The organism is Ensifer adhaerens, assembly GCF_020035535.1.
Taxonomy (GTDB): domain Bacteria; phylum Pseudomonadota; class Alphaproteobacteria; order Rhizobiales; family Rhizobiaceae; genus Ensifer.
Genome location: NZ_CP083349.1, coordinates 1,253,896 through 1,266,488 on the forward strand (window position 1 = coordinate 1,253,896; position 12,593 = coordinate 1,266,488).

12 protein-coding genes are annotated in these 12,593 nt (G+C 61.4%); 10 read left to right on the forward strand and 2 right to left on the reverse strand.

The window, feature by feature from the left end; genetic code table 11:
* The first annotated feature begins 104 nt into the window (after nucleotides 1-104).
* The 4 genes from trkA (at nucleotide 105) to hflX (ending at nucleotide 4,112) form a co-directional block, all read left to right on the forward strand.
* The gene (gene trkA, locus LAC81_RS06170; RefSeq protein ID WP_223727104.1) at nucleotides 105-1,481 is read left to right on the forward strand and encodes a Trk system potassium transporter TrkA; all 1,377 of its coding nucleotides are present in this window, start codon (nucleotides 105-107) and stop codon (nucleotides 1,479-1,481) included.
* A gap of 11 nt (nucleotides 1,482-1,492) precedes the next feature.
* The gene (locus tag LAC81_RS06175) at nucleotides 1,493-2,356 is read left to right on the forward strand and encodes a D-amino-acid transaminase (protein ID WP_223727105.1); all 864 of its coding nucleotides are present in this window, start codon (nucleotides 1,493-1,495) and stop codon (nucleotides 2,354-2,356) included.
* 109 nt (nucleotides 2,357-2,465) lie between these two features.
* Nucleotides 2,466-2,708 carry an RNA chaperone Hfq gene (hfq, locus tag LAC81_RS06180; RefSeq protein WP_003535434.1) on the forward strand — a complete coding sequence of 81 codons (243 nt, stop codon included), beginning with the start codon at nucleotides 2,466-2,468 and terminating at the stop codon, nucleotides 2,706-2,708.
* Between the two features lie 78 nt (nucleotides 2,709-2,786).
* Nucleotides 2,787-4,112, forward strand: coding sequence for a GTPase HflX (gene hflX / locus LAC81_RS06185; protein ID WP_223727106.1), 1,326 nt, complete (start codon nucleotides 2,787-2,789; stop codon nucleotides 4,110-4,112).
* Between the two features lie 89 nt (nucleotides 4,113-4,201).
* Here the strand turns inward: hflX and mazG are convergent, their stop codons facing one another.
* The gene (mazG, locus tag LAC81_RS06190; protein ID WP_223727107.1) at nucleotides 4,202-5,035 is read right to left on the reverse strand and encodes a nucleoside triphosphate pyrophosphohydrolase; all 834 of its coding nucleotides are present in this window, start codon (nucleotides 5,033-5,035) and stop codon (nucleotides 4,202-4,204) included.
* Nucleotides 5,036-5,040: 5 nt separating this feature from the next.
* A complete protein-coding gene (locus LAC81_RS06195) occupies nucleotides 5,041-5,628 on the reverse strand; it encodes a deaminase (RefSeq protein WP_223727108.1) in 588 nt (195 codons plus the stop codon).
* A 230-nt stretch (nucleotides 5,629-5,858) separates the two neighbouring features.
* On the opposite strand from LAC81_RS06195, the gene cysG reads away from it, so the two are divergent.
* The 6 genes from cysG (at nucleotide 5,859) to LAC81_RS06225 (ending at nucleotide 12,582) form a co-directional block, all read left to right on the forward strand.
* The gene (gene cysG / locus LAC81_RS06200; RefSeq protein ID WP_223727109.1) at nucleotides 5,859-7,319 is read left to right on the forward strand and encodes a siroheme synthase CysG; all 1,461 of its coding nucleotides are present in this window, start codon (nucleotides 5,859-5,861) and stop codon (nucleotides 7,317-7,319) included.
* 10 nt (nucleotides 7,320-7,329) lie between these two features.
* Complete coding sequence (locus LAC81_RS06205; RefSeq protein ID WP_223727110.1) at nucleotides 7,330-7,644, forward strand: DUF2849 domain-containing protein; 315 nt, start codon at nucleotides 7,330-7,332, stop codon at nucleotides 7,642-7,644.
* Nucleotides 7,645-7,658: 14 nt separating this feature from the next.
* The gene (locus tag LAC81_RS06210; protein WP_223727111.1) at nucleotides 7,659-9,329 is read left to right on the forward strand and encodes a nitrite/sulfite reductase; all 1,671 of its coding nucleotides are present in this window, start codon (nucleotides 7,659-7,661) and stop codon (nucleotides 9,327-9,329) included.
* 17 nt (nucleotides 9,330-9,346) lie between these two features.
* Entirely contained in the window at nucleotides 9,347-9,847 is a 501-nt protein-coding gene (locus LAC81_RS06215) for a DUF934 domain-containing protein (RefSeq protein ID WP_223727112.1), read from the forward strand.
* A 144-nt stretch (nucleotides 9,848-9,991) separates the two neighbouring features.
* On the forward strand, nucleotides 9,992-10,804 hold the full coding sequence (locus LAC81_RS06220) for a ferredoxin--NADP reductase (RefSeq protein WP_113537672.1): 813 nt from the start codon (nucleotides 9,992-9,994) through the stop codon (nucleotides 10,802-10,804).
* A gap of 257 nt (nucleotides 10,805-11,061) precedes the next feature.
* Nucleotides 11,062-12,582 carry an acetyl-CoA hydrolase/transferase family protein gene (locus tag LAC81_RS06225; RefSeq protein WP_223727113.1) on the forward strand — a complete coding sequence of 507 codons (1,521 nt, stop codon included), beginning with the start codon at nucleotides 11,062-11,064 and terminating at the stop codon, nucleotides 12,580-12,582.
* Nucleotides 12,583-12,593 lie beyond the last annotated feature (11 nt).

A 12,593-nucleotide genomic window follows, 5' to 3' on the forward strand; every position in this document is an offset into this window, starting at 1 on the left:
CTGATCAGGCGCGCGAACATCGCTGCCGCACTGTGAATTGCTGCATGTTTTTTTGCCTGAATCGGATACGGTCCAAGGAAACACGCGGCAGGTGAAAGAACGACATGAAGGTAGTCATTTGTGGTGCGGGCCAGGTCGGGTACGGCATCGCCGAGCGGCTGGCGCAGGAAGATAACGACGTATCGGTGATCGATACGTCGGCAGCATTGATCGCCAACATCACCGAAAGCCTCGATGTGCGCGGCTATGTCGGCCACGGTGCGCACCCGGATGTGCTGGCCAAGGCCGGTGCCGATCAGGCCGACATGCTGATTGCCGTCACGCTCTCCGACGAGGTCAACATCGTCGCCTGTGAAGTGGCGCATGCGATTTTCAACGTGCCGACGAAGGTCGCGCGCATCCGGGCGCAAAGCTATCTCGCGCCCGAATATTCGAACCTCTTCTCTCGTGAGAACGTGCCGATCGACGTCACCATCTCTCCGGAAGTTGAAGTCGGGCGGCTGGTGCTGCGACGCATATCCTTTCCTGGCGCCATCGACGTCGTGCGCTTCGCTGAGGATCGCATTGCCATGGTCGCCTTCGAGTGCCTGGAAGATTGCCCGGTCGTCGGCACGCCGCTGCAGCAGTTGAGCGAGCTGTTCCCTGACCTGCTTGCGACCGTGACCGGCATTTTCCGCAACGGCAAGGTCATGGTGCCGCATTCGGACGATCAGCTGCAGGCCGGCGATATCGCCTATCTCGTCTGTGACCGCGACCACGCTCGCCGCACCCTGGCGCTCTTCGGTCATGAGGAGCAGGAAGCGCGGCGCATCATCATCTTCGGTGGCGGCAATGTCGGCTATTTCGTTGCCAAGGCCATCGAGGATCACCAGCCACGGACGCGGGTAAAGCTGATCGAGAGCGATCGCGATCGTGCAGTGATGATGGCCGACAAGCTCAACAATACCGTGGTGCTCAACGGTTCGGCCATGGATCAGCGGATATTGGCGCAGGCGGACGTTCAGGACGCCGATCTCGTCGTTGCGCTCACCAACAACGACCAGATCAACATCCTCGGCAGCATGATGGCGAAGCATCTGGGCGCCAAATCCACGCTCGTTCTCATCAACGAACCGTCCTATCAGGATTTTGCCGCCACGGCCGGCGTCGACGCCTATGTGAACCCACGGGCCGTGACCATCTCGCGTGTGTTGCAGCATGTCCGCAAGGGGCGCATCCGCTCGGTCTATGCGGTGCAGAAGGGCATGGCCGAGGTGATCGAGGCCGAAGCGCTGGAAACGTCGCCGCTGGTCGGCAGGGCGCTGCGTGACCTCGAGCTTCCCGAAGGCATCCGCATCGGTGCGCTCTATCGCGACAAGACGTTCATTCGCCCGGACGGCAATACCAAGATCAAGGCGAAGGATCGTGTCGTGCTCTTCGCCACTGCCGCTGCCGTGCGGCATGTCGAGCAGCTTTTCCGCGTCAGCATTCAGTACTTCTAGGGTTGAGGTCCATGCCGAGAATTGCCTATGTCAACGGCGCCTACGTGCCGCATGCCGACGCCGGCGTCCATACCGAGGACCGGGGTTATCAATTTGCGGACGGTGTCTACGAAGTCTGCGAGGTGCGCCACGGCTATATCGTCGATCTCACCCGCCATCTCGATCGCCTCGACCGCTCGCTCCGTGAATTGCGCATCGACTGGCCGATGAGCCGGGCGGCGCTGGTTCATGTGATCAGGGAAGTGATCCGGCGCAACCGGGTCCGCAATGGCCTGTTCTACATGCAGGTGACCCGCGGCGTGGCGCGCCGCGACCACGTGTTTCCGGCCAAGGAGACCATGCCGACGATCGTGGTAACAGCGAAGCGCACCGATACCGAAGCCATTGCCAAGAAAGCGACGCTTGGGATTTCGGCGATTACCGTTCCGGAAAACCGATGGGACCGGGTCGACATCAAGTCCGTCGGGCTTCTTCCCAACGTGCTTGCTCGCCAGAAGGCGAAGGAGGAGGGCGCGCAGGAGGCGATTTTCGTGGATGTCGATGGCACGGTCAAAGAGGGCGCCGCGACCAATGTCTGGATCGTCGACCGCGACGGTACCCTGCGCACACGACCGGCGGAGCACGGAATCCTGAAGGGAATCACCCGCACCACCCTGATGGATGTGGCAGGTCCGCTTGGGCTCAGGATTGAGGAGAAAGCGTTCTCGGTCGAGGAGATGCTCGCGGCGCGCGAGGTCTTCATAACCGCCGCTACCAGCATCTGCTTTCCGGTCGTTTCGGTGGATGGCAGGCCGATCGGCAATGGCCATCCCGGAAGCATAGCACAGAATATTCGTGAAGCCTTTTTCGGCGTTGCGGAAAAGACATTGATTTGATACCAAACTTAAAGAGGTGTCGGGGAAGGTACTTGTGGCGCCTCTGATTGCAGATATCGACAAAAATGCACCGGCGCGAAACGCCGGCAAATAAGAAAGAAGCGGCGCGATGGCGGAACGTTCTCAAAACTTGCAGGATCTTTTTCTCAACACGGTCCGCAAGCAAAAGATTTCATTGACAATTTTCCTTATCAACGGTGTCAAGCTCACCGGTGTCGTGACGTCTTTTGACAATTTCTGCGTCCTGTTGCGTCGTGACGGCCATTCGCAACTGGTCTATAAGCACGCGATCTCGACCATCATGCCCGGCCAGCCGCTGCAGATGTTCGAGAACGAAGAAGCCGCATCCTGACGGGACGTTAGGCACATTACCAAGCGGGATTCAAAATCGTCGTCGATCATTCCGGAGCTCGAGAAGCTCCGCGACGACATGCGCGCGGTCGTCATCGTTCCGGTCTTGAAGAAGACCGGACGACAGTCCGCAGACGTTCTTTCGAACACGACGACACGCTCGGATGAAAGTCGCCTCGACGAGGCGACCGGGCTGGCGTTGGCGATTGATCTCGAAGTCGTGCACGGCGCCATCGTTCCGGTGGCGCAGCCGAAGCCCGGCACCTTGCTCGGCACCGGCAAGATCGAAGAGATCGGCCACATCCTCGTCGAACAGGATGCCGGTCTTGTCATCGTCGACCATCCTTTGACGCCGGTGCAGCAGCGCAACCTCGAGAAGGAATGGAACGCCAAGGTCATCGACCGTACGGGCCTCATCCTTGAGATTTTCGGCCGCCGTGCTTCCACCAAGGAAGGCACGCTACAGGTCGATCTTGCGCATCTCAATTACCAGAAGGGCCGCCTGGTCCGAAGCTGGACCCACCTTGAGCGTCAGCGTGGTGGTGGTGGCTTCATGGGCGGTCCGGGTGAAACCCAGATCGAAGCGGACCGCCGTTTGCTGCAGGACCGCATCGTCAAGCTCGAGCGCGAGCTGGAGCAGGTCCGCCGCACCCGGCAGCTGCACCGTTCCAAGCGCAAGAAGGTGCCGCATCCGATCGTCGCGCTTGTCGGCTACACCAACGCCGGCAAGTCCACGCTCTTCAACCGCATGACCGGGGCAGGCGTGCTTGCCGAGGACATGCTGTTTGCGACGCTCGATCCGACACTGCGGCGCCTGAAGCTGCCGCACGGCCGCATGGTCATCCTTTCCGACACCGTCGGTTTCATTTCCGACCTGCCGACGCACTTGGTCGCAGCGTTCCGTGCGACGCTTGAAGAGGTGCTGGAAGCGGACCTGATCCTGCATGTTCGCGATCTTTCCGATCCGGACAACCAGGCGCAGGCGAGCGATGTGCTTCGTATTCTCACCGATCTCGGTATCGACGAAAAGGAAGCCTCCGAACGGCTGATCGAGGTCTGGAACAAGATCGACCGGCTCGACGCTGAATCCCGAGAGGCGCTGCAGAGCAAGGCAGCGACGTCAGGCAATACGGTCGCCGTCTCCGCGATATCGGGCGAAGGCGTCGATGAGCTGCTCGCGGAAATCGGTCGGCGCCTGTCGGGCGTCCTGACCGAATGCACCGTCGTGCTCGGCATCGATCAGCTGCAGCTTCTGCCCTGGATCTATCAGCACGCCATCGTCGATGGCCGTGAGGATCTGGAAGACGGGCGTGTCAGCCTCGATCTCCGGTTGACCGAAAACGAGGCCTCCGATCTGGAGCGTCGTCTCGGAAATGGGCCGAAGCCTGTCGTGGAAGACTGGTAAGCCCGAGCCGCTTGCCCGGATCCGTTCCCTGTTGTTTTCGTTAGGTCTGTCTTTGTGGACGCATGTTGCGAACATGCGTCCTGAAGGCCTTAGCCGAGTTGCCGCTCGATTGCCTTGGCCGCCTGCCAAAGCTCTTCCATCCGCTCCAGCGTTGCTCCATCCAGTGTTTCGCCGTCGGCCTCGAGTTCCCGCTCGATATGGGCGAAGCGGCGGCGGAACTTGGTGTTGGTTCCGCGAAGCGCCATCTCCGGATCGGTGCCGACATGGCGGCCGATATTGACCACCGCGAAAATCAGATCGCCCAGTTCGTCGCTGACTTTGGCGCGATCCTGTTCGCGCAGCGCCTGGCGCAGCTCCCCGATTTCTTCTTCGATCTTGTCGAGGATCGGTTCCGGTTCCGACCAGTCGAACCCGACCTTTGCAGCGCGTTCCTGCAGCTTCAGTGCTTCGACGAGTGCCGGAAACGAGCGCTGAACAGAGCCGAGATGGCTTGCGGCGGCGTCCGGGGCGAGGCCGCGCTTTGTCCGTCGCGCCTGTCGCTCTGCCTTCTCGGCCTGCTTGATCTGGTCCCATTGCAGCTTGACCGCCTCGGGCGTGTCGGCATCGGAACGGGCAAACACATGCGGATGCCGGCGGATCATCTTGCGCGTCACCGCCTCGACGACGTCGCCGAAGGCGAAGTCGCCCGCTTCCTCCGCCATGCGCGCGTGAAAGACCACCTGCAGCAGCAGATCGCCGAGCTCGTCGCAGAGGTCGTGCATGTCTCCGCGCTCGATGGCGTCGGCCACCTCATAGGCCTCTTCGATCGTATAGGGCTTGATCGTCTCGAAGGTCTGGACGATGTCCCAGGGGCAGCCGGTCTCGGGTTGGCGGAGCGCCGCCATGATGTCGAGCAGGCGCTTTATGTCGCGTGAAGGTTCCATGGATCTCAGTTCAGCGGAATGGCGTTGTCGTCCTTGCCCGACTGATAGCTGTCGGAAAGGCTCTGGTAGCGGGCACGGATGCGGGCATCCTGGGCGCCGAGACGGGACTGGGTTGCAGGGTCGGCGTCTATCGAAAGCGCAGCGATGGAAGCCGAATGCCAGAAGGTATTATCCTTGGCATAGCCGCCTGGCTCCAGCCGGAAGACTTCCTTCAGGATCTTCAGATCATGCGGGATCGCGAAGCTGTCGCGCGAATCTTCATGGCTGAAGAAATAATAGAAATTGTCGAAACCGGCCCAGGTGATCGCAGAGAGGCACATGGAGCAGGGCTCGTGGGTCGACAGGAAGATGAGGTCGCGGGTATCGGGCTTTTCAGCCATCTCGTAGAAGCGTTTCAGCGTATGGACCTCGCCGTGCCACAGCGGATTTTCCGTCTCGTTGTTGGTTTCGGCCAGCACCAGCGATAGGTCGGACTTGCGCAGGATGGCGGCGCCGAACACCTTGTTGCCGGCGGCAACACCCTTTTCGGTGAGTGGCAGGATGTCCTGCTCGATTACCGTCAAAAGCCGTTCGGCGAGTTCCGCTTGGGTCATGTCATGCATCTCCGGCAGGTCAGTGAGCGCATTTAACGGAGGTTGCCCCCGCGGCGCAATGGCCGGGGAATGACCGGTGCTTCAGCGAGCCCGGAGATATTTGCTCAAAATGATGCACCACCGAGCAAAACAATACGTGCCCGGAAAGGCTTTGAAATTTCTGTTCCTTCAATTGTCGTGCTTCATGCGGGATATTCGGCGCAGCCTGTAGAAGGAACCGTTTGGCAGACATGTCGCAGCAGCTCGCCGTTTTCCCCGCATTCTTTCGCGTCGCGCAAAAGCGCGTGGCGGTTTTCGGCAATGGCGATGAGGCCTTTGCCAAGGTGCGGCTGCTGCTGAACACAGAAGCGTCGATCGTCGTCTTTGGTGATCAGCCGGAAACGGAATTCGCTGACTATCTTCGCGAGCGCGGTATCGAACATGTCGCCGCCACATTCGCGCGCGAGCAGCTCGAGGGCGCCATTCTCGTTTTTGCGGCGACCGGCAATGCCGCAGAGGATCAGCACATCGTCGTCGCGGCGCGCGAACGCAAGATCCCGGCCAATGCCGTCGACCAGCCCGACTTCTGCGATTTCTTTACACCGGCGCTTGTCAATCGCGCGCCCGTAGCGGTTGCGATCGGCACCGAAGGGGCTGGGCCAGTGCTTGCCCAGATGATCCGAGCGCAGATCGATCAGCTCCTTTCACCCTCGCTCGGTGTCGTCGCGTCGCTTGCTGCGAGCTATCGCGAGACGGTTGATCGTCTGGTGCCGCGCGGCGTGGCTCGCCGCCTGTTCTGGCGTCGCTTTTTCCAGGGTTCGGTCGCCGACAAGGTCGCTGGCGGCGATCTGGCTGCCGCCCGCCGCGAGGCTTCGCGTCTGCTCGATGCGCCCGAGAAGGCGCTGGGTCATGTCTGGCTTGTCGGCGCCGGTCCGGGCGCGGAAGACCTGCTGACGCTCCGCGCCCAGCGCGTGATGATGGAGGCCGACGCGATCGTTTATGACGCACTGGTGCCGCAGGCGATTGTCGATATGGGCCGCCGCGACGCCGAGCGCCTGTCGGTCGGCAAGCGCAAGGGCTGCCATACGAAGTCCCAAGACGAGATCAACCAGTTGCTGGTGACGTTGGCTGCCGAAGGCAAGCGCGTCGTTCGTCTGAAGTCGGGCGATCCGCTGGTATACGGCCGGGCCGGCGAAGAGATGGCGGCGCTTCGCGAAGCCGGTATCAGCTATGAGATCGTCCCGGGCATCACCTCGGCCTTCGCTGCAGCGGCTGATTTCGAGCTGCCGCTAACGCTTCGTGGTGTCGCATCTTCGCTGGTCTTCACGACGGGTCATGACCTGACCGGAGAGGTTCTGCCCGATTGGGCACGGCTTGCGGTCTCGGGTGCGACGATCGCAGTCTATATGGGTCGGACTGTTGCCGCTTCCGTCGCCGGTCGTCTGATGCAGGCGGGCCTTCCGCCAGAAACGACGGTCGCCGTGATCGAGAACGCCAGCCGCGCGGATCGCCGCCTGCTGCATGGCACGCTGAAGGACCTTCCGGATTTGGAAAATCGCAGCGAGCTTTTGGGCCCGGTCATGGTCATCATTGGCGATGCGGTCGCCGGCGCCAATTTCGAACGGTCCGAACCGCTCGTTGCCGGCAAGTCGCGTGGTGAGAAGAAAGCCGTTGAAGTCGCCTTCGGGCGCAACGAACAGATTTTGAACTGAGGAAGAGGTCATGGTGAGCAAGGTTTTGACGGCTAATCGACTTTCGGACGGCATTTCCGTTTGGCTGGATGCCGCCGGCAACTGGGTCGAATCGCTTCAGGATGCCTTCATTGCCCGCCATGCCGAGGCCGTGACGGCGCTCGAAGTCACGGGCAAGCAGGCGTTTGACGACAACAAGGTCGTCGACGCCAATGTCGTCGACGTCGAAGAGGTCAACGGCACGCTTCGTCCGCTGCGCATGCGCGAGCGCATCCGCGCTGAGGGCCCGTCGATCCCCTATGCCGCCGGCTACAATGGCCTTTCCGGCCCGAAACACGCTGCCTGAGGAACCGATACCCGATGTACCGTTACGATGAATTCGACCACGCCTTCGTTTCCTCCCGCGTCGAACAGTTCCGCGATCAGGTCGAGCGCCGTCTGAGCGGCGAGCTTGCGGAAGACGCCTTCAAGCCGCTGCGCCTGATGAACGGCGTCTATCTGCAGCTTCACGCCTATATGCTGCGCGTCGCCATTCCCTATGGCACCTTGTCGAGCCGCCAGATGCGCATGCTCGCCCATATCGCGCGCAAGTATGACCGCGGCTACGGTCACTTCACCACGCGCCAGAACATCCAGTACAACTGGCCGCGCCTCTCCGACACGCCGGATATCCTGCAGGAACTGGCAAGCGTCGAGATGCATGCGCTCCAGACCTCGGGCAATTGCATTCGCAACGTCACGGCTGACCACTTCGCCGGGGCTGCTGGCGATGAGGTAGCAGATCCAAGGCCTTACGCCGAAATTTTGAGACAGTGGTCGAGCGTCCATCCGGAATTCTCGTTCCTGCCGCGCAAGTTCAAGATCGCCGTCACGGGCGCTGAGCGCGACCGCGCCGCGATCCAGGTCCATGACATCGGCCTGCATCTGAAGAAGGACCAGAACGGTCGCATAGGCTTTGCCGTCTATGTCGGCGGTGGCCAGGGCCGTACGCCGATGGTCGCCAAAAAGATCCGCGACTTCCTGCCGGAGGAGGACCTGCTGTCGTACACGACGGCAATCATGCGCGTCTACAATCTGCACGGTCGCCGCGACAACAAGTACAAGGCCCGCATCAAGATCCTCGTGCACGAGACCGGCGCCGAAGAATTGTCGCGTCAGGTCGAGGTCGAATTCGCGGCCCTCAAGGACACCGAGCTGAAGCTGCCCGAGACGGACATCCAGGCGATCTCCACCTATTTCGCGCCGCCGGCTCTCGAAAATCGCGCCGAAGGCTGGGAGAGCCTCGCACGCTGGAAGAAGACTGATCCCGAGTTTGCGCGCTGGGTGCAGCAGAACGTGCAGCCGCACCAGCACCCTGACTACGGCATGGTGACGATCTCGCTGAAGCCGATCGGCGGCATTCCGGGCGACGCCAGCGACGCGCAGATGGATGCCGTTGCCGATATCGCCGAGGAATATGCCTTCGACGAAATCCGCGTCAGCCACGAACAGAACCTGATCCTGCCACATGTGGCGCTGGCCGATCTCGAACCGGTCTACCGCGCTCTGGTCGCTTCGGGCCTTGCCACCGCCAATGCCGGCCTGATCACGGATATCATCGCCTGTCCCGGGTTGGACTACTGCGCGCTTGCCAATGCGCGCTCCATTCCGGTGGCGCAGGAGATTTCGAACCGCTTCGGTTCGCCGGAGCGCCAGGCCGAGATCGGCGAGTTGAAGATCAAGATCTCCGGCTGCATCAATGCCTGCGGTCATCACCATGTCGGCCATATCGGCCTGCTCGGCGTTGAGAAGAAGGGTGCTGAACTCTATCAGATCACGCTCGGCGGTTCCGGCGACGAGAATACCTCGATCGGCGAGATCATCGGCCGCGGCTTCGAGCCGGAGAAGGTGACCGACGCCGTGGAGACGATCGTCGACACCTATCTGGGACTGCGCCGCGACGGCAAAGAGACCTTCCTCGAAGCCTATCGCCGCGTCGGCCCGCAACCCTTCAAGGACGCGCTCTACGGCAGTGCGCAGGAAGCTGCCTGAGGCGCTGAGGAGCAGACATGACGAAAATCTGGAAGGAAACCGGCTTCGTGGGCGATGATCCCTGGGTCATCGAAACGGAAGAGACGAAGGCAGGTTCGAACGAGAAGGCGATCGTTGGCCTCGACGCGTTCCTGGCCAAGGTCGGAGACAGCGACGAAACCGGCCTTGGCGTGGTGATTGCGCCGGCGGATGACGTGACGAAGCTCGCGCCCCATCTCGATCGCCTTGCGCTGGTTGCAGTCGCGTTCCCGGCCTTCAACGACGGCCGCGCCTTCAGCCATGCCTCGCTGCTGCGCGCGCGCCTCGGCTTTGGCGGCGAGGTGAGGGCGGTTGGCGATGTGTTGATTGACCAGATTCCGCTGATGCTGCGCTGTGGTGTCGAAAGCTTTGCGGTCAGCAATGCAACGGCTCTAAAGCGCCTTTCGGAAGGGCGCCTACCGGGCATCGCCGTGCACTACCAGCCGACGGCAAAGGCCTCGACCGACGCCAAATCCTACAGCTGGCGGCGGGTCTCCTGACATCATTAGGGCCGCGACAGTGTGAAGCACGCTGAAATCCCCGAAAGCGACTATATTTGGAAGGGATTTCCTTCCCTTTGCGTGCGGCTTGGAATATCCGCTCTTTGTTGATAAACAGGGTCATCATTACAGGACTTTAGCCAGATGAATGCTCCGGCAAAAACGGAAGATTTCGCGATCCAGGCACCGGCAGGCGTATATGTCGAGACGGTGACGAGCGTTGAGCACTATACGGATCGGCTCTTCCGCTTCCGCATGACCCGCCCTGCCGAATTCCGCTTCCGCTCGGGCGAATTCGCGATGATCGGCCTGATGATCGGCGACAAGCCAGTCTACCGCGCCTATTCGATCGCCAGCCCCGCCTGGGACGAAGAGCTCGAATTCTTCTCGATCAAGGTGCCGGATGGCCCGCTGACCTCACACCTGCAGGGGATCAAGCCGGGCGACAAGGTGCTGATGCGCAAGAAGCCGACCGGCACGCTGGTGCTCGATGCGCTGGTTCCCGGCCGCCGTCTCTACATGTTCTCGACCGGCACCGGCATTGCGCCCTTCGCGAGCCTGATCCGCGATCCCGAGACCTATGAGAAGTTCGAGGAAGTAATTCTCACGCACACCTGCCGCGACGTTGCCGAACTGAAATACGGCTTCGATCTCGTTGAGGAAATCCGCAACCACGAATTCCTGAACGAGATCGTCGGCGACAAGCTGCGCCACTATGCGACGGTGACCCGCGAGGACTTCCCGTTCAAGGGGCGCGTAACCGACCTGATGGTCAACGGCAAGTTCTTCTCCGATCTCGGCCTGCCACCGCTCGATCCGGCTGTCGATCGCGGCATGATCTGCGGCTCGACCGCGATGCTGAAGGACACCAAGGAGATTCTCGAGGCCGCCGGCCTGACCGAGGGCGCCAACAACAAACCGGCCGAATTCGTGATCGAGCGGGCCTTCGTCGGCTGATCCTTTTTTGTGCAGTCTTGCAGTTCGAGGGGCGCACCTGGGGTGCGCCCTTTGTCGTTTGTGGCGATGCGGCGTGGAGCTATGCGTTTGCGGTAGCTCGGCCCTGTTCATTCTGCGTATCGCGCGGCGTCGCCAAGGGCTATCGTGCTGCCGCAAAACTTCATAACGTGTGCGTGCAGCCATGCAGATTCAGCGCACCAAAAACCAAGCCCGCGCCGTCCTGATGAGAGCCCCGCGGGCTCTGCAGGGAGGGCCCGATGAGCCGAAATACCCGAACAAATATCGAGACCAGGATTCGCTGCAAGCCGCTGCGTGATCGTATCGCGACGCCGGAAGCGGCGGCCGCGCTCATCAAGGATGGCATGACGATCGGCATGAGCGGCTTCACCAAGGCGGGTGATGCCAAGGCAGTGCCGCTTGCGATGGCCGAGCGCGCCGCAAAGGAGAAATTTCGCATCACGCTTTTGACCGGCGCGTCGCTCGGTCACGATATCGACAAGACGCTGACGGAAGCAGGCGTCCTTGCCCGCCGCCTGCCGTTTCAGTCGGATCCGGTGTTGAGGGCCGCGATCAACCGCGGCGAGGTGATGTTCATCGACCAGCATCTCTCGGAGACCGTCGAACAGTTGCGCTCCGGGCAGATCAGCCCGATCGACTATGCGGTGGTCGAGGCGGTGGCGATCACCGAGGATGGCGGCATCGTGCCGTCGACGTCGGTCGGCAACTCCGCGAGCTTCGCGATCCTGGCGAAGAAGGTGATCGTCGAACTCAATCTCAGCCATAGCCCCGAGCTCGAGGGCTTGCACGACATCTACATCCCGGCGAAGCGCCCGAGCCGAACGCCGATCCCAGTCGTCGCCTGCGACAGCCGTGCGGGCTCGCCCTCTATCCCTGTCGATCCCGAGAAGATTATCGCCATAGTCGTCACCGAGAAAGAAGACAGTGCCGCACGGATCTCACCGCCGGATGCGGAGACGACGGCGATTGCCGGCCATCTGATCGGCTTCCTGCAGGAGGAGGTGCGTAAGGGACGGCTCGACATGACGCTCAACCCGCTGCAGGCCGGCATCGGCGTCATCGCCAATTCGGTCTTGAGCGGCCTTGTCGATAGCCCGTTCCATGATCTGCGCATGTATAGCGAGGTCCTGCAGGACAGCACGTTCGAGCTTTTTGAGGCGGGCAAGCTGAGCTTTGCTTCGGCATCGTCGATGACGCTTTCCAGCGTCTGGGCCGATCGGGTGTTCCGCAACATCGGCGCCTACAAGGACAAATTGGTGCTCCGTCCGCAGGAGGTGAGCAACCACCCGGAGATCATCCGTCGCCTGGGCGTGATCGGCATCAACACGGCGTTGGAATTCGATATCTACGGCAACGTCAACTCGACCCATGTGGGTGGCACCGACATGATGAACGGCATCGGTGGTTCCGGGGATTTCGCCCGCAATGCCTTCCTGTCGATCTTCGTCGCCAAGTCGGTTGCCAAGGGCGGGGCCATTTCATCCGTGGTCCCGATGGTCTCCCATGTTGACCACACGGAGCACGACGTCGATATCCTGGTGACGGAGCATGGCCTTGCCGACCTTCGCGGCCTGGCGCCGCGGGAGCGGGCGCCTGTCGTCATCAACAACTGTTGCCACCCGGCCTATCGCGAATTGCTCTCGGATTACTTCAGACGGGCCGTCGAAACGCGCGGCGGCCAGACGCCTCATATTCTCGAAGAGGCTTTCGATTGGCATGTGCGCCGGCTGAAAACCGGAAGCATGCTGCCGGCAAAGTGATGTGTGACCTG